This window comes from Polaribacter pacificus (genome assembly GCF_038024035.1).
Lineage (GTDB): Bacteria > Bacteroidota > Bacteroidia > Flavobacteriales > Flavobacteriaceae > Polaribacter > Polaribacter pacificus.
The window spans coordinates 618259-644249 of the sequence record NZ_CP150664.1; the positions used below are offsets into that span (position 1 = coordinate 618259).

Here is a 25991-nt window from a genome sequence, read left to right on the forward strand (position 1 = left end):
TCATCTAAGTTTACACAAAAGTAATTAGATGATTTTGTTTGGTACACAAAAAATAGAAATATTCTTTAAAAATGCAGTTGTAGATCATTGTATTTCAGAAGATCGAAAAAGTATGATAGTCAGAATGGCTAAAAGCATGTACGAGATAGCAGCAGGTGATTTTGCGAATATCCAGCTTAATTTTATTTGCACTCACAACGCAACAAGCAGCCAATTCGCTCAAGTATGGGCCTATTATGCCGCCTATTATTTTGATCTTCCGATAAGTTCTTATTCTGGAGGCACTCGTGTAAGTTCTTTTCACAGAAACACTGTACGAGCGTTACAGTCAGCAGGTTTTCAGTTTAATATTTTGCATTTTGATCATCAAAACCCAACCTATGCAATCAATTTTAACAGGACCACTAGATCCTTATTGGGTTTTTCTAAACGTTATGACAATCCTATCAATAAAGGAGCCTATTTTGCAATTACCACCTGTAATGATAATGAAACCGGTGAGCTTTATATTCCCAAGGCCATAGCGCATTTTCATTTAGAGTTTGATGACCCTACAAAATACAATCTTAAAGAAAGCAAAAAAGAAGCCTATTTAAAAACTTCTAAAAGCATCGCCGCCGAAGTATATCTACTCTTTGAAACACTGCAAGCGCTAAAAGAACGTGTACCCCAGAGGAGCATCGTTTAAATCTCAATGTCTTTTTGATAAGGGATGCTTTTTAAAATGTGATTAATAGCGTTTACCCTAGCTTCAGTTTTTTTGTTTGCTCTAATAATTTTCCAAGGAGAGTTTTCTGTATGCGTTTTTTCAAACATTAAATCCTTGTATTTGGTGTATTCATCCCATAGTTCTTGAGCTTTCTCATCAACCTTGGTCATTTTCCATTGCTTTAAAGGATCTGTTTTAATTTCTTGAAAGCGTTTTGCTTGTTCTTTCTTAGAGATAGACATGTATATTTTTACCAAATGTATACCCGATTCTAAAATCATTCTTTCAAAGTCATTTACCTGGTTCATAAAAATATCATACTGCTTGGGAGTACAAAAGCCATTTACTGGCTCCACTACTGCTCTATTGTACCAACTCCTATCAAAAAAAACCATTTCTCCAGCCTTAGGTAACTGCTCTACATAACGCTGAAAATACCATTGGGTCTGCTCATCATCACTGGGTTTTGGCAGTGCCACTATTCGCATAAAACGGGGATTGATTCGTTCAGTAATCCGTCTAATTGCTCCCCCTTTTCCAGCAGCATCTCTTCCTTGAAATACAACAATAATGCGTTCGTCATTCTTAATGACCCATTTTTGAAGCTTAATTAATTCAACCTGAAGTTTCTTTAATTTACGTTCGTAATCTATATATCTCACTGCGCGTTCTACATTGATTGGCTCTTTAGAAAAAAGAGCTTTTAAACCTTTTGTAGTATTCAGTTTATTCTCTGTTGCTTTTATCGTTTTCTCATCCATGTCTTAATCCATTTGTTGTACTGATCTAAAATAACGCATTACGATATTTGGATCTGGTGAAATTGAGGTCGCTGCTTCTTCTTTTCCGGGGTAGTCAAACTTTGACAACACATATCGAATACACTCAAGTCTAGCAGTATTTTTATCGTTGGTTTTTACCACCATCCACGGACTATAAGAGGTATGTGTTTTTGTAAACATTTCATCTTTATAGTAGGTATAAACATCCCAAAGCTCTTGTCCTTTCTTGTCTACAGGACTAAACTTCCATCTTTTTAGTGGGTTTTTCATTCGAGATTCAAACCTTCTAAGTTGTTCATCTTTAGAAATTGATAGCCAAAATTTAATAATCACAATACCGTCTTCATAGAGCATATGCTCAAATTCTGGTACCTGAACCAAAAAATCTTTGTATTGATCATTGTTACAAAAGCCCATTGCGGGTTCTACCACTGCCCGATTGTACCAGCTTCTATCAAAAAAAACAATCTCTCCAGGGTTGGGAAGTTCTTTTATATATCGTTGAAAATACCACTGTCCTTTCTCATTTTGAGTGGGCTTATTTAAGGCAACCAATCGAGACGCACGAGGATTTAGATGCTCCATAAATCGTCTAATATTCCCTCCTTTACCTGCTGCATCTCTACCTTCAAAAATAACAGCAACCCTTTTGTTTGTCTCAGAAATCCAACGTTGTAGCTTTACAAGCTCTACCTGTAGAGATCTCAACTCTCTATTGTAAACCAGTTCTTTGTTTAGCTTTTCGTCATCAATATTTTTATCTTTAATTAGCTTACTCAGCTCTTTTCTTGTCTTGATAGATGCCAAGTCATCAATTGTAATTCTTCCGCTTTTACTCATTCTTATAGTACATCATTATTAAGGTCTCTAAAAATAATATTTTTTTTCAATTTTTAGTTGAATTCAACTTTATATTATATTACAAACAATATATTTGTTTAACTTTTATGAAATACCTTGTTTTTATATTCTTATTGCTAAGTACTAGTTGGGTTTATTCTCAAAAAAACTACAGCAAATCAATCAGCCTAGTTACTGACAATGATTTGTATACATCTACCTATCGGGATCGTTATTATTCTAATGGCTTATTTGTTAAGTTTCAATATTTAGGGACTACAGAAGCCAATCAGATCGAAAAAAAAATCCACAGTTTTGAAATTGGTCACTTAATGTACACACCGTACAAATCAACCTTAATTTTTCCAAGCAGTCACGACAGACCTTTTGCAGGTGTTTTATTTGCCCAATATGGCAATCATCGCTATTATAAAAATGAACATATTTTTAGCAGTCAAGTACAGCTAGGAATCCTTGGACCAAGCAGCAAAGCTAAAGAACTGCAAAATTACATACATTCTATCTATGGTTTTCCAGAAGCAGTGGGTTGGAAATATCAAATTAAAGAAGCACTGGTGCTAAATCTTAATCTAAGTTATGTGCATTTTTTAAGCAGAAATAGTGCTGGTAATTTTGATATAAGCTCTTATTCAAAGGCCAATCTAGGAACTTTGTTTACAGACATCTCTACAGGTCTTTATCTCCGATTTGGTTTTAAATCCTTGCAAAAAAACTACGAAACCATTGGCTTTCAATCAAATATTTCTAAACACAAGCAAAAAGTTAAAGAATCCTTTATTTTTGTAAAACCAATGCTAGGCTACTATGCCTATGATGCAACTGTGTCTGGTAGTTTTTTAAACGATGAGAGTCCTATTACTTTTAATACTGTGCCATTTCAATTTAGTCTAGCAATTGGTTATCGTTACGCTGCCAAGCGTTTTGATTACGGTTATACCTATCATTTATATACAAAAAAGGCAGACAATACTAAAATAGACCCTACCAACAATTACGGTAGTATTTTTATTGGTTATAACTTTAATTAATCACTAAAGGCGTCGTCTTTAAAACCCAATAAATACAACTTGTCTTGTGCTCTTGTAACTGCTGTGTACAACCAACGCAAATAAGCTGTATTGATACCATCTACTAAATAAGGTTGCTCTATAAAGACTGTTTTCCATTGGCCCCCTTGAGATTTATGACAAGTCATGGCATAAGAAAACTTAATCTGGAGTGCATTAAAATACTTGTTGTTCTTTATTGCTAACAATTGCTTGTACTTAGAACTTTCATGAGCGTAATCTTCTTTTACCGCCTGATATAATTCATTTGATTGCTCATAGCTTAAAGAAGGTTGCTCACTTGTTAATGTATCTAACAGCAAAACGGTTTCAAAGGGTTGTTGATTGGGATAATCTATCATCCGAAGTTCTACTTCGGCAAATTTAAAGCCATACAGCTCTTTTATGGCATTTAATCGAAGGACTTCACAGATATCACCATTGGCAATAAAACCAGCTTCAGAGCTATCTTTAAGCCAGTAGTAGTTGTTTTTAACCACCATAACAAAGTCTCCAGCAGAAATTTCATTTTCTTGACCTCTAATTCTGGTCCTGATTTGCTCATTGTACATATTGGCTCTTTTGTTTGAACGAACAATAAAAGCAGTGTCCTCTACCCCGTTGTTATCATAAGAACTGTGAATGGCATCTTCAATTTCATAACCGTCTATCAATCGAATGATATCTGGATAGCCCAAATCAAACTGAAGCTCGGTAGCATTGTTTTCTATGAGTAGTCGCAAATGTGTTGCATTGCTAAGAATTCCAGAGTCTTGATGCTGACGCATTACTTCATCTAGCTCAATCATTGTTACATCCTTATCATAATCATTTTGAAGTGTTGTATGCTCTAAAGCAGGGCTGACCGTTAATTTAACAGGAGGCAACTGAGCGGTATCTCCAATAAAAATTACTTTACAGTTTTTTCCAGAGTAGACATACTCTAGCAAATCATCTAAAAGAGAGCCTCCAGTTTCAAATAAATTAATTTTATTACTGCTATCTGGAATCATAGATGCCTCATCAACAATAAATAAAGTATTGGTGTGTTTGTTAGGCTGTTTAACGAAATTAATGGAACCGTTTCCTTGCTTTTTAGGAAAATAAATCTTTTTATGAATGGTAAATGCCTGTTTTCCTGCATAAACCGCTATCACTTTGGCGGCCCTACCGGTTGGTGCCAATAAAACATATTTGGTATTGATCTTTGAAAGTGAATTAACAACAGCGCTAATTACTGAGGTTTTTCCGGTACCAGCATAGCCTTTTAGTAAAAATAAGGCACGATTATTGTTGTCAAAAACAAAATTAGACAATTTTAGCAATAATTCATTTTGCTTGGTTGTAGGGTCAAACGGGAACTTACTTAAGAGTTCGCGGTAAAATTCTGGGGCTGTTTTTATCATAAAAAAAGAAAAATCAAAGATAAGAATTGATTTATGCTTAAAAGTTTTTATGATTAAAAAAAAATTGTAGATTTGCGAATATTCATTTAAAAACTATACTAATGTTAATTACTATTATTGCCGCTATTGTTATTGCTGCTGTGCTTGCATTTTTTATTGTAAAATACTTGCCGCTAAAACTTAAACCTTTGGTTTCAATTATTTTGCTCGTTTTGGCAGGATTTTTAACTTGGAAAATTTATGATGGGGTAATGAAGCCTATCAACTTTGACAAAGAGAAAAAAGTAATTTACACCAAAGTCATCAAACAATTAAAAATGATCAGAGATGCTGAGATTGCTCATAAAGAAGCTACTGGTCAATACACCAAAGATATGGATGCATTAATTAAATTCATCGATACAGGTAAAATAGCTATTACACAAACCATTAACGTTACTGAAGAAGTAAACAAAGGAACCAGATATCAAAAGATAATGGTGGAAGTAGAGAAAAGAGTTACTGATACTATTGGTTATGAACCGGTTATTTCTAGATTTACTGGAAGAGACTACAAAAACATGTTTAACGTTCCAGGGACAAACAAGAAGTTTACTATTGAGGTAGGAACTTTAGAAAAAGTACAAGGTTTAGTGGTTCCAGTTTTTGAAGCCAAAGTTGCAAAAGACGATATCTTAACAGGAATGGATGCTTCTTTAGTTAAAGTAGAAAAAGAAGTACTTTCTACGGATGAAATCAGAGGAGCTTATGTGTCTGTAGGTTCTTTATCAGAAGTAACAACTGGTGGAAACTGGCCTCCATCTTATGACAAAGGAGATCGTGATAAAAAAGAAGATAAGTAACATATCAAAAGATAGTTATAGAAAGAATCTATCCATCCAATTTAGTTTGGATGGATTTTCTTTTTGTATATCTAACTTAGCTACTCAAGAAATTTTTCATTTTGAGAGCCACCCTTTTAAACAATCTTGTGCAAATCCAGTGGCCTTACTCACTGAGATTGAAAAAATTACCAAGGAAAGCGCTATTTTAAATCAAGATTTTGAATCTGTTGTTTTAATTCATCAAAACAACTTAGCTACACTGGTACCCAGTACCCTATTTGATAAAGAACAACTCTCTACCTATCTGACTTACACAGTTAAGACATTTTCTACAGATTATATTGCTTACGATAGTCTTGAACAAGCAGCTATTAATAATGTGTATGTTCCTTATGTAAACATCAATAATTTCTTTTTTCAAAAATACGGAGCCTTTGAGTACAAGCACCAAGCAACTGTTTTAATTGATAAGTTATTATTGCATGCTAAAAACACCCAAAAAGACCATTTTTACGTTCATGTAGAAAAAAAACAAATAGAGATTATCGTCTTAAAAGATGGACAGTTGCACCTATACAACTCATTTTCGTATGAAACAAAAGAAGATGTTTTGTACTATATTTTATTTACTGCAGAGCAATTAGAGCTAAACCCTGAAGAATTTGAACTAAGCTTTACAGGCTGGATAGATAAAGACTCTGAATTGTATACCTTTGCCTATCAATATGTTCGGAATATTACTTTTTTAGAGATAAAAAATGATTTTTTTGAACAAGATAAAACCCTGAACGCATATAACTATTATATCAATATTCCCTAATATGAGAATCATTTCTGGAAAATACAAAGGGAGAAGGTTAACAGCTCCCAAAAACTTACCTGTTAGACCGACAACGGATATGGCTAAGGAATCCTTATTTAATATCCTTAACAATCATTTTTATTTTGACGGGATTTCTGTAATAGATTTGTTTTCTGGTACCGGTAATATAAGTTTTGAGTTTGCCTCTAGAGGAACTCAAGAAATTTACAGTATTGATCAGCATTTTGCCTGTATCAAATACATCAATCAGGTTGCTAAAGATTTTAATTTTAACATCACAACATTTAAAAGTGATGTATATACTTTTCTTGGAAAGACAAATGTCAAAGCAAACGTCATCTTTGCTGATCCGCCATATGATTTTGAAGCTAGTCAGTTTTTAAAAATTGCAGACCTAATTTTTGAGAGAAACATCTTAGAAGAGGAAGGTCTGCTAATTATAGAACATTCTAAACATACAGACTTGTCTGGTCACCCACAGTTTAGTTATGATAAAAAATACGGAGGAAACGTATTTAGCTTTTTTGAACACACCTCATAAAAAACAAACAAATATATTAAGAACTTGCAAAGAGGCTTCATAGAAGCATTTTTAAGGCTGTTTTATACTTTTTATAGCAACAAAATTACATAGTCTTACAAAGAGAAAATCTTTATGACTATAGGCTTAAAATTACAATACGAATAGTATTTGTGAGTGTATTACTCAAAGTAAACGAATCTGGAAATTATTTTTTAAGTAAAGAAAATAGGTAGCTAGCAAGAACAAAAGTAACCACAAACACGATTATAGCAATGATGTATTCTTTTTTAAGTTTCATTGTTAGAGGATTGTATTGATGATTTGAGAAATTGAGACCCCTTCTGCTTCTGCTTTGTAATTTTTAACCACACGATGTGCTAAAATAGGAATGGCAACTGCTTTTACATCTTCTATATCCGGAGAGTACTTACCAGATATAGCTGCATGTGCTTTGGCTGCTAATATTAAGTTTTGAGAGGCTCTTGGTCCTGCTCCCCAATCTACATAGGTTTTTATAAATTCTGTAGCACCTGGGCTTTTAGGTCGAGTTTTACCAACCAATCGAACAGCATATTCAACTACGTTGTCAGCTACCGGAATCTTTCGAATCAATTTCTGAATCTCAAGAATCTCTTGACTAGAAAACAAAGGGGTAATTTCTTGTACCTCGGTAGAAGTTGTGTTTTTTACAACGGTTACTTCTTCTTCAAAAGTTGGATATTCTAAATGAATAGAAAACATAAATCGATCCAATTGCGCTTCTGGCAAAGGGTATGTTCCTTCTTGCTCTATTGGATTCTGAGTAGCAAGTACATAAAACGGAAGATCTAAACTGTAGGAATGTCCTGCAACGGTTACAGATCGTTCTTGCATTGCTTCTAACAAAGCTGCTTGTGTTTTTGGCGGTGTTCTATTAATTTCATCTGCCAAAATGATATTGCTAAAAATAGGCCCTTTGATAAATGTAAACTTTCTGTTTTCATCTAAGATTTCACTTCCTAATATATCAGAAGGCATTAAATCAGGCGTAAACTGAATTCTCTTAAATTGCAAACCCAAGGCATCAGAGATGGTATTGACTAGTAGGGTTTTTGCCAAACCAGGAACTCCTATTAATAATGAATGTCCACCACAATAAACAGATAACAACACAAAGTTTACTGCGGCATCTTGTCCGACGATGACTTTTGCTATTTCTTCTTTTAATTGCTTGGTTTTATCAACTAAGCTATGTATAGCGGCAATATCAGACATGTATTAGTTAATTTCCTTTTTCCAATTTTTTTCGAAAGTACATTTCTTGTACTTATCACTAATTTTAATATAGGTATCATTAATGATATTCTTTGCCCACTTAGTGATGTTTTCTTCTTTTTTCTTTTGCAAGGCTAATTTTTGAATCTTAACATAATCGTCAATCAAATCAGCAGTATGCGTATTGGTTCTGTCTTTCATTAAGATGATTTTAAACATCTTTTTACCTCCTTGAGTTTCATCGTAAAAAGGATCAGAAATTTCATCCTTTTGTAAATCACCAATTCTAGCATACAATGAAGGGTCCATTCTTGTTAAATCAAATTTGGTCTCATTAGTTTGAGCATTCACTATAACTCCTTTATTAAGCTTCGTGTCTTTGTCTTCAGAATATTTTTCTACAGCTTCTTCAAAAGTGATTTCTTTTGCTAAAATTTCATTTCGAATATCTGCCACCTTTTTCTCAATCTCTCTTAAAGTTGACTCAGGGATACTTGGCTTAATTAAAATATGAGAAACAATTCTTTCTCTTCCTTTTATTTCTTCCAATTGCATGATATGGTAACCAAAATCAGACTTAAAAGGCTCTGAAATCTGACCAACATCTAAAGAAAAAGCCATTTCTTTAAATTCTCTAATTAATCTTGGATCATCTTGTGTTACAGGATATCTCCCACCATTTTGAACAACTCCAGTATCCTCAGAATTTAAAATAGCAGCCATTCTAAAACTGTTACCGCTTTCTATTTCTTTTTTTAATTCGTTTAATTTAGCAATCACACGATTAATTTCTTCTTGTGTTGGCTGAGCGTAGAGAACTATTTGAGCCATTTCTATTTCTGCTTGAAACTCTGGCAATTCATTCTTAGCTTTTAATCCGTTAAAATAGATACGAACTTCCTCTGGAGTCACATCAATTCTTTCATTAATCTTTTCTTGTTCTTTCTGAACCAAAGCATTCTCCTTCTCTACCTTAAAGATCTCTTTTTTTAAGTCTTCTATATCGTTAAAACCGTAAGTAGAAATCACTTTATCGATACTCCCAAATTGTTGTGTAAAATAAGAGATGTTTCTATTTACCGTAGCGTTTACTTCTTCGTTTGTTACCAATACACTATCTATGATTGCATGGTGAGCTAATAATTTTTGCATCATCAATTGCTCTAGCATTTCACAATCAGTTATATCAACCTTTCCTTCTGTTCTAGTCTCCAAGTCTAATTTAAACTTTTCAATGTCAGAATCCAACACAATGTTTTTCCCTATCACGACCTCTACCCCATCAATTTTATTCATTTGGGCTTGAAGCGTAACTACACTTAAAAATGCGATGGTGAAAATTGCTTTCTTCATTAAATTAATATTCTTTAAAGTTTTTATTTTGTATTGCATCGTTAATTAACGTTTTTTCGATCTCTCTAATTAATTCTAATTTTCTTTTGTGTAAAATTATTTGTCTGATGGTTGGTGAGATATAATTTAGAGGGGCTATATCGTTCCTTTTCAACACATCTTTTACAGCCACCAAATATAACCCTAAAGAATCTTCTTTTTGTAAAAATTTTGTTTTTTTTAACAAGGTTTCCTTGGGTATTTCTCTAAATTTTGAAATTTTTAACAAAACGTCTTCTAATTTTACCCAAGTTGAATCATTAAGGCTAATCTCTTTAAAGTTTATTCCCTGATTTTCTAAGATCCGCATGTCTTCTGGATCATCTGATTTAAACAAGGTGATTAGCTCTTCTTTATCTAAAAGATCTTTCCCAAAGTGTAAATACTTAATTTTTAATAGCTCTTCATTGAGTTTAAAATTACTCTTGTTAAGCTCGTAATAGGTAGCAACTTCTTCAGGACTAACAGTGGTGTCTAGTTTTTGTTGAACCAATCTTTCTTTATAACCATTAATAAGTAAACTTTGTCTGTAATCCTGCACAAGTTTATCATATTGATTACTCTTTTCTTCGCTTAAATTTAAGGATGCATTGTATAAAAATAATTCTTTCTTAGCCCAACTCGTAATCAAACCTTTTACCAACAAAAGACTATCTTCTTTACTAGTGTTTTCTGGAATCAAATGCTTAATGTCACTCAAATACAGATATGAGTCATGCACTTGTGCAATGGGAGCATCTTTGTGCGTATTCTTTTGCTCTATCCCTAAATACTGGCAAGAAACTAGCAAAGATATTGCTATTATAAAACTAAGTTTGTTTTTCATTTTTCTTGATAAAATTCAAGCAAAGACTTGTATGATTCATCCGATATTACTACGCTGAATTTGGCTCTAAGCTTTTCTATTAATTGCTTATCTAAGTGTTTTTGATAGTCGTTTAACACGGTGGTTTTATCCTCCGAGAGTTCTTTAAAGGTATATTTATTTTTATTAGTATCAAAAAAAGCTTTCAAACCCACTGAATCATTAGCTGCCTTACTCCAAACCTTAGTATTCATCAACTCAAAAAGTAAAATACCTTCTTTGTATTCTTCAAAGCTTTCTACAAATTTTTTATTTGTTTTAAAGAGTTGGTCTTTGTAATACTGTAGTATGCTCTCTTCAAAAAAAGCATCAAACAATTGAGCCAAGGGTGTCTGTCTTCGGCTATAGATATAATACTTAAAATCTTCTTGATATATTTTCCTTTCATTAATCTCTATAAGCAAACCTTGCAGCGAATCATTAGGTATCGATCTTATACTGGTTTTGTTAAACACTAATTTTGCCTTATCAAACACCTTAATTGAGTACTTCTTTTTTAAACGAGCTAAAAGGGCTTTATTGGATAATTTTGCTCTACCACTCGCATTTATTTTACGTTGCAAAATTGGTTTTGCCTCTTCAAAACTTTGAGGAGGGTATTTCTTTATCAGCTGAAGAATATGCCAACCATATCGAGTCTTAAAAGGTTTGCTAAATTGAAGTTCACTAGGGATAGAAAAAGCTACTTCTTCTATTTCGGATATCATTTTTCCATATCCAAAACGCGGAAGCTTCCCTCCGCTTGTAGCAGAACCTGTATCGTTAGAAAACTCTTTAGCTAAATTTGTAAAATTAGCTCCATTAGAAAGTAAAGTGTATAGACTGTCTATTTTTTGTTTTCCTGAATTACTAGTATCTGAAATTAAAATTTGCGCAACTTCACGCTCACCTTTACTCATTTTAACATCTTCTACTTTTAGTATATGATATCCATAACCAGTTCTAAAAGGCATAGAAACTTGTCCTTTGGTTAGTTGATAGGCAACCGTTTCAAAGGGATAAACCATTTTAAAAACCGTAAAATACCCCAGACTACCATTATTTTCTGCAACGGTAGGATCTTGAGAATAACCTTTTGCTACTGTAGCAAAATCAGCACCTTTTACAATTTCATTACGGGCTTTTAGAATTTCTTGATATGCAACAATAGTATCAGTTGGCGAAGCTGACGCTGGAACTTTAATTAAAATATGACTCGCTTTTATTAAGTACTTACTCCGCTGATAGGCTTCTTCCAAAAGTTTTTCACCAAATTCTTCATCCTTAGTAAATTGTTCAGCTAATTGATTTTGAAAACTCTTAAGTTCTCTGGTAATTGTTGGCAAAGTATCCAACTTTAACTGATAAGCTTCTTTCACTTTTAGTTTAAAATTTACATACAAATCAAAATACTCTTTAAGCTCTTTTGTTGATTTCTTAGCGTCTGGGTTTGCATTTTTTTCATACACCTTTTTAAAGGAAGTTATGGAAACGGGAGTTCCATCTATCGAAAAAAGAAAATCATTGCTTTGCTGAGCAAACAAAGTTGCAGAGAGCAAAAGCAAGCAGCTAAAAAAGATATTTTTTTTCATTTGTAAATAATTAGGCCTAAGTTTATAACGAAATAATTCCTTCAATCTTTTCTGCTTTTTTATAAAAAGCAATTACCTGGTCAGCAGATTCAACAACCAACTCTATAGAAACACTAACATATTTACCTGTTTTTGAAAATTTAGTATCGTAAGTAGCTGCTGTTGCTTTAAAAATTGCCTCCACCTCTTTTTCTTGATCTCCAGCTGTAGGTACAATAAATTTGTACAAATAATCTGCAGGAAAACTAGTTGTGTCTTCTAAACTGTCTTTTAGCTTGATGTAAAAACTTTCTTTATCTGTCATGATTGTTTAATATCTTTATTTAGAACTGCAAAATTACATTATATTATTATTTTTATAATTAGAATCCTTTATTTTTGCTAAATGCAACAAAAAATCGTCCTTATAGGTGGTCCGGGTACCGGGAAATCGTCCGTATTAAATGAATTGATTGATCGCGGTCACTTCTGTATGCCTGAAATTTCAAGAGAAGTAATTTTAGAAGCTCAACAAAAAGGCATCGACCAATTGTTTTTATCAGACCCCTTACTCTTTAGCAATATGCTCTTAGAAGGCAGAGAAAAACAATACCTAAAGGCCCATAAAGAAAAGAAACCCTTTGTTTTTTTTGATCGAGGCATCCCAGATGTTTTTGCGTATTTAAATTTTTTAGAATCAGATTACCCTGAACACTTTATCTCAAAAAGCAAAGAATACTTATACCATAAAGTGTTTATGTTGCCACCATGGCAAGAAATATATACATCTGACAATGAACGCTATGAAAGTTTTGAACAAGCCATTGCTATTCATGAGCACCTCACAAATGCCTATCAAGAAATTGGATACCAGATTATAACAGTCCCTTTTGGGAGCGTTAAAGATCGTGCTAACTATATTTTAAACTCGCTTCAAAGCGAATTATGAACACTCCATTAGAAATATTACAAACCTATTGGCAGCATCCTTCTTTTAGAGAACCGCAAGAAGAAATTATAGATGCCTTACTTGCAAAAAAGAATGTCATTGCTCTTTTGCCAACAGGAGGTGGTAAATCTATTTGTTTTCAAATACCCGCATTGATTCTTGATGGAATCTGCCTCGTGATATCTCCGTTAATCGCTTTAATGCAAGATCAAATACAACAGTTAGCAGAAAAAAACATCAAAGCAGCTAGCATTCCATCAGGTATGTCAGAGGATGATATGATTACCTTTTTTGACAACCTTCGGTTTGGGAATTACAAGTTTTTATACCTGTCTCCAGAGCGGTTGCAATCTTCATTTATCCAACAAAAAATTAAACAGTTAAGCATTTCGTTAATTGCTATCGATGAAGCACATTGTATTTCTGAGTGGGGACATGATTTTAGACCCTCTTATCGACTTACAAAGGTTTTAAAGACACTGCAACCCAATGCAAATTGGATTGCTTTGACCGCTTCTGCCAATAAAAAGATTATTGAAGACATAGAAAGCAATTTAGAGCTTGACAAGGTGCAACTTTTTAAAAAATCCTTTTATAGGAAAAATCTCGCCTATCAATTTTTTGATACCGAAGATAAATTAGGGAAACTACTTCAGATTTTTACCAAAACCAAAGCTCCAGCTATTGTCTATGTAAAAAGCAGAAACAAAACCAAGGAAATTGCTGCCTTTTTAGAAGCCAATGGTTTTTTAGCAAACCACTACCATGGTGGTATGACTTCTAGTGAAAAACAGGTAGCTTTTAACGATTGGATGGACGAAAAAAAACCGATCATGGTTGCCACCAATGCTTTTGGTATGGGGATCGATAAAAGCAATGTAAAAGTGGTCATCCATCTTGATATCCCTAGTACTATAGAAAACTATGTTCAAGAAGCAGGAAGAGCCGGAAGATCTGGTGCTAAAGCATTTTCTGTGGTACTTTACAACGCAAATGATATTCGAGTAGCAAAAGAGCAACTCTCTTTGCAAATACCGAGTCTGTCTGAAGTAAAAAACTACTATAAAAAATTATGTGTGTTTTTTCAAATTGCACAGGGAGAACTCCCTGAAACTACTTTTGATTTTAACATCAATGCTTTTGCAGATCGATATCAAATGAGACCGATTGCATTAAACACCATACTTCAGCTTTTAGTAAACAACGGTCTTATTCATATTTCTGATCATCATCAAAAGTATTCAACCCTTGAAATTATTGCATCAAAAAATACCATCCTAAAAAGCAGCTCTTTGAAAAATAGTAAAGGAGCTCTCTTAAAAAACATTTTAAGAAGTTACGGAGGATTGTTTGAGCAGGCTAGTAAAATAAATGAATATTGGTTGGCAAAAAAGACCAAGCTTCCTGTTCAGGTTGTTTATGAGCTCTTAACGCAAATGCACGATGAAGAACTTATCTCTTATCAAAAAGCCAGTGCTGTAGCTAAACTTACCTTTTTAACCCCAAGAGAAGATGATAAGTCTATCAATCGTATCGGTAAAAACATTGAATCGTATTTGGAGCAAAAGAAACGTAAATTGGCTGAGATGTTAAATTTTATAAATACAGATGACGTCTGTAGAAGCGTACAAATCCTTCGCTATTTTGGAGAAACCAAAAGCAAGCCTTGTGGTATCTGTGATGTCTGTCTCAGAAGTAAAAATAACAGCATTGCAAGCCCTGAAGAAATCCTAGAGTTATTAAAAACTCATGGACCTTTAGATTCAAAACAAATCTATTTGCATTTAGAGCAGCCCGAAAAGGTAGTTTTAGTAAATTTGCGTCATCTTTTAGCCGAAGAATTAATCGCAGTTAATGCAACCAATCAATACTATAGTACATAAATGAGAAATTTACGCATTGTTTTTATGGGCACACCTGATTTTGCTGTTGCAATATTAGAACAGCTAATCAAACACCAATACACAATTGCTGGAGTGATAACTGCACCAGATAAACCAGCTGGAAGAGGTAGAAAACTCAATCAATCTGCCGTAAAAACGTATGCATTGAGCCAAGGTCTTCAGGTATTACAACCTACCAACTTAAAAAGTGAAGAATTTCTTGACCAATTAACAAGCTTAAATGCCAACCTACAAATCGTAGTTGCCTTTAGAATGTTACCCAAAGCTGTTTGGAGCCTACCAGAATACGGAACCTTTAATTTACACGCTTCTTTATTACCTGCCTACAGAGGGGCTGCCCCTATTCATTGGGCTATCATCAATGGTGAAAAAACTACGGGTGTAACGACCTTTTTTATCGATGAAAAAATTGATACAGGGGCTATCATACTTCAAAAAGAATGTAACATTAAAGATGATGAAACCGTTGGGCAATTACACGATCGATTAATGCACTTAGGTGCAGATTTGGTTGTTGAGACTGTTTCTTTAATAGAAAAAGGGCCAGTACAAACCCAAGAACAGCCCAAACAAGAAGAAAAAACTGCTTATAAATTGTTTCCAGAAAACTGCAAAGTTGATTGGACAGCTCCTTTAGATAGCATCTACAATAAAATTAGAGGTCTTAATCCTTTTCCGTCTGCTTGGTCAATCTTAGACAATGGTACAGAAAAAATCAATGTAAAATTGTACAAAGTTTCTAAACGCTACGAAAACCACCAAGATCCTATCGGAAGCATTCAAAGTACTAAAAAAGAACTGTTGGTTGCTGTTAAAGATGGCTACCTTATTATACATGATTTAAAACTCTCTGGAAAAAAACATATGGATGTTCAAAGCCTGTTAAATGGTTTTGATTTATCCAAGCAAGCTAAAATGGTCTAAAGCCCTTTGTTGGTAGGGATTTATCATTTTCGCCTATTTTAACCGCAGGTTATTAACAATTCTAAGTCTTTTATTAACAAAAACATGCTTTTTTTACTGGTTTTCTTGCACGAGCCCTTATTCCTGCTATATTTGTTAAGCTTAGTTAAGCAAAAAATTTAGATCAATTAATTTTAAAAATTACACATTATGAACAAATCAGATTTAATCGATGCAATGGCTGCAGACGCAGGAATTTCAAAAGCTGCTGCAAAGGCTGCTTTAGATTCTTTAACTTCTAACGTTACTAGTTCTCTAAAAAAAGGTAACAAAGTTGCTTTAGTTGGATGGGGAACTTGGTCAGTATCTAATAGAGCTGCTAGAACAGGAAGAAACCCACAAACAGGAAAAACTATCCAAATTGCAGCTAAAAACGTTGTAAAGTTTAAAGCTGGAGCTGGATTAAGTGATTCAGTAAACTAGTCATACAACTTTTTGTATATAAAAACTCTCTTAGTTTACTAAGGGAGTTTTTTTTTGATAAAATCTTCTTACCTTTAAAAGATAGGAAATCAATATATATGAATATTTTACAACCTCAAAAAGGAAAGTTACTAATTGCAGAACCCGCTATCTTAAATGATGACTCTTTTAATAGGTCTATCATTTTATTAACAGAGCACACTTCAACAAACGCAATTGGCTTTATTATAAACAAACCTCTAGGCTATACAGTAAATGATCTAATCCCAGAAATAGACAATGACTTTACTATATACCAAGGAGGACCTGTAGAGCAGGATAACTTGTATTTTGTACACAATGTGCCTGATAAAATTCCGAACAGCATAGAGGTGTCTAACGGTGTGTACTGGGGAGGTAACTTTGATAGTTTAAAACAACTATTAGATACTAAAGAAATACAAGCAGATGAAATTCGCTTTTTTTTAGGCTACACAGGATGGTCTAGCGATCAACTTAAAGATGAGATCGCAACAAATTCTTGGTTTATTTCAGAAAACTCGTATTCAAACATTTTTACTGTAGATGAAAAAAAGGCCTGGAAAAATAAATTATTAGAGCGTGGAGGCGATTACGCTATCTGGGCAAACGCACCAGAAAACATTCAACTTAACTAGCAGAAGCTGCAACCATCTCTAAGGCATAACTCGCAGCAATTTTTTTAGAAATTACAGTATCAAATGTCTTTTTTCTATACTGAGTAACTGGCTGAACACCTATAATGGTATTTGCAATAAAAACTTCATCTGCTTTTTGCAATTCAAAAGGAGATATTACTGTTTCTTCTAAGGTATAGTTTGGATTTCTAGTAAGTATCTCTATAATTTTCTTTCTGGCGATTCCTTTTATACAACCCTCTGTTAATGCTGGAGTTTTAATTTGAGTCCCCTTCACAATAAAAATAGCTGCATTTGTAGCCTCAACGATACTTTTTCGCTCATTTATTAATACGCAATTATCTAAATTGTTTTCTTGCATATAAACGCTTGCTAGCGTGTTAAGCATGCGATTGGTTGTTTTTACAGTCGATAAAAGCCCAGAATAATTGTAAAAATCTTTAAACAGGTCAATGGTATAAACCTCTTTTGTTTTGTAGGTGTTCTCACCTGCTTCTACTAGATAATCAACTGCATTCGTTTTTGGGGTATAAAGCCCTCCATCTTTTCTAAAAACTGTTAGTCGAACGCGAGCATTATTAAACGCCGGATTGCTCTTAAGAGTTTTTAAAATTTCTTCTTCTAAGAACTCTAAAGTAAAACTCATCGGAATTTCCATACGAAGCATTCTCATAGAAGCCATTAACCTAAAATAATGGTCTTCCCAAAAAACAATACGTCCGTTTTTAACTGCAATGGTTTCAAAAATTCCATCGCCGTATTTAAAAGCTCTATTAGCGGTTGTTATTTGAAAAGTGTCTTCTTGAAATAAGGTACCGTTGAAATTTAACATGGGTCTATTTTTAGCCTTGCAAAATTAAAAGAAAAGTAGACAAATATCGAATTTCTTAGACTTTATATCTCAAAAAAAAATCCTTACATAAAAGCAAGGATTATATAAAATTATGCTTGGCTGATTATTATGCGCCAATGGTGTGTTTTAATTGTTCTATTTGATTTTCCCAAAGCCTTTTAGATTCTTCTGCATCCTCTTCATCATCTGCAAAATCAGTAACCATTAAAGAAACGTCTTTGGTTAAGGCATCTACTTGAATTTTAAATTCAAAATAAGTTTCATCGCCTTCGCTTTCTACCCATTTGTATTTAATTCTATCTTCATTTCTATTGGCCAAAATCAATGCCTCTTCTTCTGAATCATCCCAAATGAAAGTGATTTTTTTTCCTCGAGAATTAACTTTGTCAGCAAACCACTCTTCTAAACCTGATGGAGTTGCAAAATACGTATATAACATACTTGGTGAAGCATGAATTGGAAACTCTAATTCGATTTTAATTTTACTCATTTTTTTCTACTTAGTCAGCCAATATAGGTAAATATTCTTTTTTAAAAAAATTAAATTCTTAGCTTGTAAAAAAACAAAAAAATACTATATTTGCAGCCGCATAATCAAGGCGAGGTAGCTCAGTTGGTTAGAGCGCAGGATTCATAACCCTGAGGTCACGGGTTCAAATCCCGTCTTCGCTACAAGCAATAAAAAAACCGAGAATTTAAATTCTCGGTTTTTTGTGTTTTATAGTGTTTTGTTTTCCAGCGATTTACTGCATCATAGCAGCTGCAACTCGCTTGTAGACTCCAGACTCTAATTTAGATCTAATCCCTGAAAATGCAGTGATTGTTTCATCAATATCTGTTTGTGTATGTGTTGCCGTTGGGATTAATCGCAAAATAATTAAGCCTTTTGGGATTACAGGATACACTACAATTGAGCAAAAAACGCCATAGCTTTCTCTTAAATCATTTACCATCGCCATCGCTTCTGGTATATCACCTTTTAAATAAACAGGTGTAATACAGGTTTGAGTGGTTCCTAAATCAAAACCAGCATTTCTCAATCCTTGTTGTAAAGCGTTGGTGTTTTCCCATAACCTTTCTTTTAACTCTGGCATGGTTCTTAACATGTCTAAACGTTTTAAAGCTCCTTTAACCATTGCCATTGGCAACGATTTAGCAAACATTTGAGAACGCATGTTGTATTGTAAGTATTGAATAACTTCTTTACTAGCTGCAAAAAAGGCTCCAATACCCGCCATAGACTTGGCAAAAGTAGCAAAATAGATATCGATACCGTCTTGAACTCCTTGCTCAAAACCAGTTCCTCTTCCTCCTTCTCCAAGAGTTCCAAAACCGTGAGCATCATCTACCAGCAATCTAAAGTTATACTTTTCTTTTAAGGCAACAATTTCTTTTAAACGACCTTGCTCTCCTCTCATTCCAAAAACACCTTCAGAAATCACTAAAATACCACCACCTGTAGTTGCGGCCATCTTAGTTGCTCTTTGTAAATTTTTCTCGAAACTTTCAATATCATTGTGTTTGTAAACAAACCTTTTACCAGAATGCAAACGTACCCCATCAATAATACAAGCGTGTGTATCCATATCGTAAACAATCACATCGTGCTTGGTTACTAAAGCATCAATAGCCGAAACCATTCCTTGATAACCAAAATTCACCAAGTAAGCAGCTTCTTTATCTACAAACTCTGCGCATTCTTGCTCTAATTGTTCATGAAATTCTGTGTGTCCAGACATCATCCTGGCCCCCATAGGGTAAGCCATTCCGTGTACAGATGCCGCTTCACCATCAACTTTTATAACTTCAGGATGATTTGCTAAACCTAAATAGTCATTAATGCTCCAAGTAATTACTTTCTTACCATTAAAACCCATTCTATTTGAAATCGGTCCTTCTAATTTTGGAAATACATAATACCCTTCTGCCTGCTTAGCCCATTTTCCTAGAGGTCCTTTGTCGTCATATATTCTTTCAAATAAGTCTTTTGTCATTTTTCTCTTGAAATTTTGTAGGGGCAAAAGTACTGAAATTTGTTAATTTGCTAAAATATATAGGTGCATATATTAAGCTTTATACATATATTATGCAAATCAAATAGCACTTTCTTTATACACCTCTTCTAAAAAGCCGTGTTTGCGCATCCAAATATCACTGTAAATCTTATTCATATACCTCGATCCATGATCTGGAAATATCAATACAACTTTACTGTTCTCGTCAAAGAGTTCTTTATCGTGATATTGCAAAGTAGCCTGCATAACTGCACCGCTGGTATACCCTCCAAAAATCCCTTCTAATTTTACGATTCTTCTCGCTGTTAATGCACTAGATTTATCGGTAACCTTTTCATATTGATCGATTACAGAAAAATTTGTTGCAGATGGAATCAAATTCTTTCCAAGACCTTCAATTTTATAAGGAAAAATCTCATTTTCATCAAACTCTCCAGATTCGTGATATTTTTTAAGCACAGATCCATAAGCATCTACACCTAATACTTTTATATTAGGGTTCATTTCTTTTAAATATTTTCCAACACCAGAAATTGTACCTCCTGTTCCACTAGCAACAACTACATGGGTTACTTGACCTTTGGTCTGCTTCCATATTTCTGGTCCTGTAGAGTGGTAATGTGCTTCGCTATTTAAAGAATTAAAATATTGATTGATATAAATTGAACCCGGTGTTTCTAAATGGATACGTTTGGCCACCTCATAATAAGATCTAGGGTCATCTGCAGGAACATTTGCAGGACAAACGTGCACCTCTGCTCCCATCGTTTTTAGCATGTCTATTTTGTCTTGAGATGACTTAGAGCTCACTGCTAAAATACATTTATATCCTTTTACCATACTAATCATTGCCAAGCTAAAACCAGTATTACCAGAGGTGGTTTCTACAATGGTATCACCAACCTTTAAAACACCATCTCGTTCTGCTTTATCAATAATATAACTCGCGATCCTATCTTTGGCTGAATGGCCTGGATTAAAGGCCTCAATTTTTGCATAATAGGTTCCTTTTAAGTCTTTGGTTATACAGTTTAATTGTACTAATGGCGTCTCACCTACCAACTCCAAAATGGAATGATTAATCCCTTGATTTCTTGTCATGATTACTATTTATATTTCTAAAAATACAGTCGATTAACTACTTTACCTTCCCTTCTAGATCTAAGAGAAAAGTATAATCTTCTGCTGTTTCTTTAAGTGCATTAAAACGACCAGAGGCTCCTCCGTGTCCAGCTTCCATATTGGTGTTTAACAACAAAATATTAGACCCTGTTTTTAAGGCTCTTAATTTAGCCACCCATTTTGCAGGCTCCCAATATTGAACTTGAGAATCATGAAAGCCCGTCGTTACCAACATGTGTGGATAGGTTTGTGCTTTTACCTGATCATACGGTGAGTAGCTTTTTATGTATTCATAATATTCTTTGTCTTTTGGATTTCCCCACTCATCAAACTCGCCTGTAGTTAAAGGAATGCTTTCATCCAACATAGTAGAAATAACATCAACAAATGGCACAGAAGCAAGGATTCCGTTATACAACTCAGGGTTCATGTTTACTATGGCTCCCATTAACAAGCCTCCTGCAGAACCTCCCATAGCATACAAGTGCTTTTCTGAAGTGTAATTATTTGCTATTAAGTGTTTTGAACAGTCTATAAAATCTGTAAAGGTATTTTTTTTGTGCAATAATTTACCATCCTCATACCAAGATCTTCCTAAATATTCACTACCTCTAACATGAGCCAATGCCCATACAAAACCTCTGTCTAACAAACTTAAACGGGTTGTAGAGAATCCATCTGATACTGTATACCCATAAGAACCATAGCCATATTGTAACAATGGTGTGTTTTTATCAAGTTTGGTGTCTTTTCTATACACTAAAGAAATAGCAATTTTCTGACCATCTCTTGCGGTAGCCCAAACACGTTTACTGGTATAATTATTTTTATCAAAATTACCGCCTAAAACTTCCTGCTCTTTTTTAACTTCTTTGGTATGATCTTTCATATTAAAATCAATGACAGAACTAGGAGTTGTCATAGAATTGTACGAATACCTTAATATATGAGTATCAAAATCAGGATTTGAATAGGCGTCTGCGGTATAGGTTTCTTCATCAAATGGAAGGTAGTAATCGGCTGTATTATCCCAACGTTTAATTCTGATGGTGTTTAAGCCATTGGTGCGCTCTTCTAAAACCAAGTATTCTTTAAAAATTGAAATATCTTCTAAAAGCGTGTCTTCTCTGTGAGGAATTACATCAACCCAATGCTCTTTAGTTGTTTTTAAAACAGGTGTTTTCATCAACTTAAAGTTAAGAGCAGCATCTTTATTTGTTAAAATATAAAATGAGTCTTCGAAATGCGAAACACTGTATTCTAAATTACGCTCTCTAGGCTGAATTATGGTAGGCAAATCATTTGGATTATTGGCGTCTAAAAACCTGTATTCAGAAGAAACAGTACTGTAAGATGCTATAAATATATAAGCATTTGATTTTGACTTTGAAACAGTAACATTAAAGGTTTCATCTTTTTCATGGTACACCTCAACATCTTCAGAACTATCTGTACCCAATACGTGTTTAAAAATCTTTTCACTGCGCAGTGTTTTTGGGTTTTTCTTGGTGTAAAACAAGGTTTTATTATCGTTGGCCCAAACAGATCCACCTGTAGTATTTTCTATGATGTCCTTATAGATTTTACCGGTAGTTAAATCTTTAATTCTTAAAAAATACTGCCTTCTACTTACTGTATCAGTCGCAAAAGCTACCAAGCTATTATCTGGACTAACAGTTAGGCCACCCATCTGAAAATAATCGTAGCCTTTGGCTTCTTTATTAACATCAAAAATAATTTCTTCAGCAGCTGTTAGGCTTCCTTTTTTTCGAGTGTAAATAGGGTATTGATCTCCTTTTTCAAAGCGAGAAATATAATAATAACCATTTTTCTTATATGGGACAGATTCATCATCTTCCTTAATTCTGGCTTTCATTTCTTCAAATAAGGCCGTTTGAAAATCTTTGGTGTCTTCTGTTATTTTCTGATAATATTCATTTTCTGCATTTAGATAATCAATAACTTTTGTTGTTTGATCATCCTTAACATCTGCATTCTTTTGTGCATCTGTTAAACGCATCCAAAAATAATCGTCTATTCTTTTATCTCCGTGAATTTCTAAATTTGTGGGTATTTTATCTGCTATCGGTGCTTTGAGTTCCGTGTTCTTCATTAAGTCTGTTTTACAAGCGCTTGCAAAAATAAGGCTAAAAGCGGTAGTGTAAAAAACTATTTTCTTCATTTTTTTCGATAAAAAATTCTAGTGAATGTAGTAAATTTGTAAAGAATTTAAAAATTGAATCGTATGTTTGGAGATATGGCAGGAATGATGGGGAAACTTAAAGAGGCCCAAGAAAAAGTTGAAGCAACAAAAACAAGACTAAATTCGGTCTTAGTAGATGAGACTGGTGCTAATGAAAAATTAAAAATAACCATCACTGCAAATCGCGAGATTAAAAAAATTGAGATTGATGAGTCTTTATTAACTGATAAGGAAGAGTTAGAAGATTATTTAATTCTTACCATTAATAAGGCTATTCAAAAAGCGACAGCAATCAATGATCATGAATTGGGCATGGCGGCTAAAAGCGGAATGCCTTCAATCCCAGGAATGGATCTCTTTAAATAACAACCAGTATCTTGACACTTTTTCAGCAATTAGAAGATTATATGCTACCCTGCATCAACAAAAAACTCTTTGGAGTAGAATGTTTTGGCTGTGGTTTTCAACGAGCATTTATCTTGCTGATACAAGGAGACTTTTACGAAGCTTTTAAATTGTACCCAGCTATTTACCCACTTACTTTTTTAGGTGTATTTGCTCTTGCAAACCTAAAATTTAAATTTAAATACGGTCAAAAAATAATCATCGCTCTAGCCATACTTTCTATCTTGGTAATTGTGCTAAGCTATTATATCAAAATACATTAATATACCATGGAAAAACAACCTCTACAATACAGTACCTTAATCTATATTCTAGCTGTCTTGGGCTTGCCTTTATGCTGTTGTGCCGGTTTCGGTATTTTACCTTCTGGGATCGCTTATTTTATAGCGCGTTCTGAGTTAAAGAAGTTTTACACCAACCCAGAAATTTACTCAAATCAAGACAATATTTATACAGGTAAAATTATAGCCCTAGTGGTAATGATTATCAATGCTTTGTATTTGGCCTATTTTTTTTATATGCTGTACTCTATAGGTTGGGAAGCACTGCAAGACCCAGCTTTACTGCAAGAGCGTTTAAAAGGATTTTAACAAAAAAGACCTTCGGAATTCCGAAGGTCTTTTTTTATATATGTTGTTTGGTGCTTATTACATAGCGATAAACACTGCTATAATTCCAAACAAAAAGATCAAAATATAAAGAGCGATTAGCAGAATGGTTAAGACTCCCATAAACTTAAACATTGATTTTAAATTTAAAAAAGCTTCTGATAAAACATCCTCATCTTGACTTTGGAGACTTTGTTTTAGTTTTACTGAAAACTTATACAAATAGAGCACTGGAAAAAAATATATAAGTGCCATTATCAAATACACTATGGTCATATATGGTCCAAAATCTTCTGGCAACTCTTCATTGTTTGGCAAAGCACTAAAAATTATGCCCATAAAAAAAGAGGCAATCACCATAATACCGATTCCAACAAAACCAACGATTGCTAAAAACTGCGACCATTTTGCAGTTTCTTTCAGATACGCTTTACTTGCATCATTTAATGACATTTTTAAATCCAAACCTTTGTGCTCTTCCATATGCTTTGCTTAATTGATTTTTATTCTAACTCTTAAAATTTTTAATCGTTGTTTTGATAATCTCAATACAGTCTCTTAACTGTGCTTCTGTCATCACCAATGGTGGTGCAAAACGAATGATATTACCATGGGTTGGTTTTGCTAATAAACCATTATCTCTAAGTTGTATACAAATATCCCAAGCAGTAGAGCTTTCTTCTGTATCGTTGATTAAAACGGCATTTAACAAGCCTTTACCACGAACAGACTTTACAAGCTCGTTTTCTTTTGCGAATGCTGATAGCTCTTCTCTAAAAATAATCCCCAATCGCTCTGCATTTTCTGCAAGTTTCTCATCAAAAACAACCTCTAAAGCAGCAATTGCAACTGCTGCAGCAATAGGATTCCCTCCAAAAGTTGAACCGTGATTTCCTGGCTTAATAACATTCATCACAGCGTCATCTGCTAAAACTGCAGAAACAGGATATGCACCTCCAGAAAGCGCTTTTCCTAAAATTAAGATATCTGGTTTTACCTCTTCATGATCAACTGCCAACATTCTTCCTGTACGAGCGATTCCGGTTTGTACTTCATCAGCAATAAACAATACATTGTGTTTTTTACACAGCGCTTTTGCAGCTGCTAAATATCCTTCAGATGGCACATAAACCCCAGCTTCACCTTGGATAGGTTCCACTAAAAATGCAGCGATGTTTTTACTGCTCTTTAAAGCTTCTTCTAAAGCTTGTAAATTATCATAGGCTATTTTAATAAACCCATTGGTGTATGGTCCAAAATTTTTACGAGCAACAGGATCGTTTGAAAAAGAAATTATGGTTGTTGTTCTACCGTGAAAGTTGTTCTCACAAACAATGATTTCTGCTTTGTTTTCTTCGATTCCTTTTACTTCATATGCCCATTTTCTAGATAGTTTTAAAGCTGTCTCAACAGCTTCTGCCCCAGTATTCATAGGCAATAACTTATCAAATCCAAAAAGCTCAGTTGCAAACTTCTCATACTTCCCTAGCATATCATTATAAAATGCTCTAGAAGTAAGACTTAAAGTTTGTGCTTGTGAAATCATAGCATTCACAATTTTTGGATGACAATGACCTTGGTTAACGGCAGAATAGGCCGATAAAAAATCATAGTATTTTTTTCCTTCGATGTCCCACACATAAACGCCTTCTCCCTTATTTAATACCACTGGTAATGGGTGATAATTGTGCGCGCCATACTTGTTTTCTAATTCGATTGCTTCTGTTGATGTTTTTGGTGATAAAACAGCCATTTTGTAAATATTTTAATATGTATATAAAACAATTCCTTGCTTGTCTCAATTTAAATTGAGCTGGAGAGAAATCATCCAAAAGTAGTCGCCGCAAGATAGTAA

28 protein-coding genes and 1 tRNA gene are annotated in these 25991 nt (G+C 33.9%); 14 read left to right on the forward strand and 15 right to left on the reverse strand.

The window, feature by feature from the left end; all coding sequences use genetic code 11:
• The first annotated feature begins 28 nt into the window (after positions 1 to 28).
• Positions 29 to 688 carry a hypothetical protein gene (locus WHC90_RS02725; RefSeq protein ID WP_188599529.1) on the forward strand — a complete coding sequence of 220 codons (660 nt, stop codon included), beginning with the start codon at positions 29 to 31 and terminating at the stop codon, positions 686 to 688.
• Here WHC90_RS02725 and ppk2 (WHC90_RS02730) read toward each other — a convergent pair.
• Both ppk2 (WHC90_RS02730) and ppk2 (WHC90_RS02735) read right to left on the reverse strand, forming a co-directional pair.
• Positions 685 to 1470, reverse strand: coding sequence for a polyphosphate kinase 2 (gene ppk2, locus WHC90_RS02730; protein ID WP_188599528.1), 786 nt, complete (start codon positions 1468 to 1470; stop codon positions 685 to 687). The genes WHC90_RS02725 and ppk2 (WHC90_RS02730) overlap by 4 nt on opposite strands.
• 3 nt (positions 1471 to 1473) lie before the next feature.
• Positions 1474 to 2331 (reverse strand): polyphosphate kinase 2, encoded by an 858-nt coding sequence (gene ppk2, locus WHC90_RS02735; protein WP_188599527.1) that lies wholly within the window; start codon positions 2329 to 2331, stop codon positions 1474 to 1476.
• 107 nt (positions 2332 to 2438) lie between these two features.
• On the opposite strand from ppk2 (WHC90_RS02735), the gene WHC90_RS02740 reads away from it, so the two are divergent.
• Positions 2439 to 3380 (forward strand): lipid A deacylase LpxR family protein, encoded by a 942-nt coding sequence (locus tag WHC90_RS02740; protein WP_188599526.1) that lies wholly within the window; start codon positions 2439 to 2441, stop codon positions 3378 to 3380.
• On the opposite strand, the gene WHC90_RS02745 is transcribed toward WHC90_RS02740, so the two are convergent.
• A complete protein-coding gene (locus WHC90_RS02745) occupies positions 3377 to 4804 on the reverse strand; it encodes an ATP-dependent DNA helicase (RefSeq protein WP_188599525.1) in 1428 nt (475 codons plus the stop codon). The two genes, WHC90_RS02740 and WHC90_RS02745, sit on opposite strands and share 4 nt — an antisense overlap.
• A 101-nt stretch (positions 4805 to 4905) precedes the next feature.
• On the opposite strand from WHC90_RS02745, the gene WHC90_RS02750 reads away from it, so the two are divergent.
• The 3 genes from WHC90_RS02750 to WHC90_RS02760 are packed head-to-tail and all read left to right on the forward strand — an operon-like array spanning position 4906 to position 6992.
• Complete coding sequence (locus WHC90_RS02750; RefSeq protein WP_229664954.1) at positions 4906 to 5646, forward strand: hypothetical protein; 741 nt, start codon at positions 4906 to 4908, stop codon at positions 5644 to 5646.
• Positions 5609 to 6448 (forward strand): DUF3822 family protein, encoded by an 840-nt coding sequence (locus tag WHC90_RS02755; RefSeq protein ID WP_188599524.1) that lies wholly within the window; start codon positions 5609 to 5611, stop codon positions 6446 to 6448. Before WHC90_RS02750 ends, WHC90_RS02755 begins: the two co-directional genes overlap by 38 nt.
• 1 nt (position 6449) lies before the next feature.
• Entirely contained in the window at positions 6450 to 6992 is a 543-nt protein-coding gene (locus tag WHC90_RS02760; protein WP_188599523.1) for an RsmD family RNA methyltransferase, read from the forward strand.
• Positions 6993 to 7274: 282 nt separating this feature from the next.
• Here the strand turns inward: WHC90_RS02760 and WHC90_RS02765 are convergent, their stop codons facing one another.
• From WHC90_RS02765 to WHC90_RS02785, 5 genes are read right to left on the reverse strand one after another with little or no spacing between them, the layout of a single operon-like run.
• The gene (locus WHC90_RS02765) at positions 7275 to 8228 is read right to left on the reverse strand and encodes an AAA family ATPase (protein ID WP_188599522.1); all 954 of its coding nucleotides are present in this window, start codon (positions 8226 to 8228) and stop codon (positions 7275 to 7277) included.
• Between the two features lie 3 nt (positions 8229 to 8231).
• On the reverse strand, positions 8232 to 9581 hold the full coding sequence (locus WHC90_RS02770) for a peptidylprolyl isomerase (protein ID WP_229664953.1): 1350 nt from the start codon (positions 9579 to 9581) through the stop codon (positions 8232 to 8234).
• Between the two features lie 4 nt (positions 9582 to 9585).
• Complete coding sequence (locus WHC90_RS02775) at positions 9586 to 10446, reverse strand: hypothetical protein (RefSeq protein ID WP_188599520.1); 861 nt, start codon at positions 10444 to 10446, stop codon at positions 9586 to 9588.
• The gene (locus WHC90_RS02780; RefSeq protein WP_188599519.1) at positions 10443 to 12056 is read right to left on the reverse strand and encodes a peptidylprolyl isomerase; all 1614 of its coding nucleotides are present in this window, start codon (positions 12054 to 12056) and stop codon (positions 10443 to 10445) included. Before WHC90_RS02780 ends, WHC90_RS02775 begins: the two co-directional genes overlap by 4 nt.
• Positions 12057 to 12078: 22 nt before the next feature.
• Positions 12079 to 12360 carry a DUF493 domain-containing protein gene (locus WHC90_RS02785; RefSeq protein ID WP_188599518.1) on the reverse strand — a complete coding sequence of 94 codons (282 nt, stop codon included), beginning with the start codon at positions 12358 to 12360 and terminating at the stop codon, positions 12079 to 12081.
• An 81-nt stretch (positions 12361 to 12441) separates the two neighbouring features.
• On the opposite strand from WHC90_RS02785, the gene WHC90_RS02790 reads away from it, so the two are divergent.
• The 5 genes from WHC90_RS02790 to WHC90_RS02810 all read left to right on the forward strand — a co-directional run bounded on the left by WHC90_RS02790 (position 12442) and on the right by WHC90_RS02810 (position 16930).
• The gene (locus WHC90_RS02790; protein WP_188599517.1) at positions 12442 to 12984 is read left to right on the forward strand and encodes an AAA family ATPase; all 543 of its coding nucleotides are present in this window, start codon (positions 12442 to 12444) and stop codon (positions 12982 to 12984) included.
• Positions 12981 to 14867 (forward strand): RecQ family ATP-dependent DNA helicase, encoded by a 1887-nt coding sequence (locus WHC90_RS02795; RefSeq protein ID WP_229664952.1) that lies wholly within the window; start codon positions 12981 to 12983, stop codon positions 14865 to 14867. Before WHC90_RS02790 ends, WHC90_RS02795 begins: the two co-directional genes overlap by 4 nt.
• A complete protein-coding gene (fmt, locus tag WHC90_RS02800; protein WP_188599516.1) occupies positions 14868 to 15812 on the forward strand; it encodes a methionyl-tRNA formyltransferase in 945 nt (314 codons plus the stop codon).
• A 189-nt stretch (positions 15813 to 16001) separates the two neighbouring features.
• Positions 16002 to 16274, forward strand: coding sequence for an HU family DNA-binding protein (locus tag WHC90_RS02805; RefSeq protein WP_188599515.1), 273 nt, complete (start codon positions 16002 to 16004; stop codon positions 16272 to 16274).
• A gap of 98 nt (positions 16275 to 16372) precedes the next feature.
• Positions 16373 to 16930, forward strand: a complete 558-nt coding sequence (locus tag WHC90_RS02810; RefSeq protein ID WP_188599514.1) for a YqgE/AlgH family protein — start codon at positions 16373 to 16375, stop codon at positions 16928 to 16930.
• On the opposite strand, the gene WHC90_RS02815 is transcribed toward WHC90_RS02810, so the two are convergent.
• A complete protein-coding gene (locus tag WHC90_RS02815; RefSeq protein WP_188599513.1) occupies positions 16923 to 17762 on the reverse strand; it encodes an aminotransferase class IV in 840 nt (279 codons plus the stop codon). The two genes, WHC90_RS02810 and WHC90_RS02815, sit on opposite strands and share 8 nt — an antisense overlap.
• Before the next feature lie 127 nt (positions 17763 to 17889).
• Positions 17890 to 18273 (reverse strand): START-like domain-containing protein, encoded by a 384-nt coding sequence (locus WHC90_RS02820; protein WP_188599512.1) that lies wholly within the window; start codon positions 18271 to 18273, stop codon positions 17890 to 17892.
• A 108-nt stretch (positions 18274 to 18381) separates the two neighbouring features.
• Between WHC90_RS02820 and WHC90_RS02825 the strand changes: the two genes are divergently transcribed.
• Positions 18382 to 18455 (forward strand) — tRNA-Met (locus WHC90_RS02825).
• A 71-nt stretch (positions 18456 to 18526) separates the two neighbouring features.
• Here the strand turns inward: WHC90_RS02825 and WHC90_RS02830 are convergent.
• From WHC90_RS02830 to WHC90_RS02840, 3 genes are all read right to left on the reverse strand, one after another.
• Entirely contained in the window at positions 18527 to 19777 is a 1251-nt protein-coding gene (locus tag WHC90_RS02830; protein ID WP_188599511.1) for an aminotransferase class I/II-fold pyridoxal phosphate-dependent enzyme, read from the reverse strand.
• 99 nt (positions 19778 to 19876) lie between these two features.
• A complete protein-coding gene (locus WHC90_RS02835; protein WP_188599510.1) occupies positions 19877 to 20899 on the reverse strand; it encodes a PLP-dependent cysteine synthase family protein in 1023 nt (340 codons plus the stop codon).
• A 37-nt stretch (positions 20900 to 20936) separates the two neighbouring features.
• Positions 20937 to 23102 carry a S9 family peptidase gene (locus WHC90_RS02840; RefSeq protein ID WP_373284673.1) on the reverse strand — a complete coding sequence of 722 codons (2166 nt, stop codon included), beginning with the start codon at positions 23100 to 23102 and terminating at the stop codon, positions 20937 to 20939.
• A gap of 63 nt (positions 23103 to 23165) precedes the next feature.
• On the opposite strand from WHC90_RS02840, the gene WHC90_RS02845 reads away from it, so the two are divergent.
• From WHC90_RS02845 to WHC90_RS02855, 3 genes are read left to right on the forward strand one after another with little or no spacing between them, the layout of a single operon-like run.
• The gene (locus WHC90_RS02845) at positions 23166 to 23489 is read left to right on the forward strand and encodes a YbaB/EbfC family nucleoid-associated protein (RefSeq protein ID WP_188599509.1); all 324 of its coding nucleotides are present in this window, start codon (positions 23166 to 23168) and stop codon (positions 23487 to 23489) included.
• Positions 23490 to 23500: 11 nt separating this feature from the next.
• Positions 23501 to 23791: a DUF2752 domain-containing protein gene (locus WHC90_RS02850; RefSeq protein ID WP_229664951.1), complete on the forward strand. Its 291-nt coding sequence runs from the start codon at positions 23501 to 23503 to the stop codon at positions 23789 to 23791.
• A gap of 6 nt (positions 23792 to 23797) precedes the next feature.
• The gene (locus WHC90_RS02855; RefSeq protein ID WP_188599508.1) at positions 23798 to 24118 is read left to right on the forward strand and encodes a CCC motif membrane protein; all 321 of its coding nucleotides are present in this window, start codon (positions 23798 to 23800) and stop codon (positions 24116 to 24118) included.
• Between the two features lie 57 nt (positions 24119 to 24175).
• Here the strand turns inward: WHC90_RS02855 and WHC90_RS02860 are convergent, their stop codons facing one another.
• Both WHC90_RS02860 and rocD read right to left on the reverse strand, forming a co-directional pair.
• Complete coding sequence (locus tag WHC90_RS02860) at positions 24176 to 24619, reverse strand: DUF5362 family protein (RefSeq protein ID WP_188599507.1); 444 nt, start codon at positions 24617 to 24619, stop codon at positions 24176 to 24178.
• A 25-nt stretch (positions 24620 to 24644) separates the two neighbouring features.
• Complete coding sequence (gene rocD, locus WHC90_RS02865) at positions 24645 to 25889, reverse strand: ornithine--oxo-acid transaminase (protein WP_188599506.1); 1245 nt, start codon at positions 25887 to 25889, stop codon at positions 24645 to 24647.
• Between the last annotated feature and the right edge of the window lie 102 nt (positions 25890 to 25991).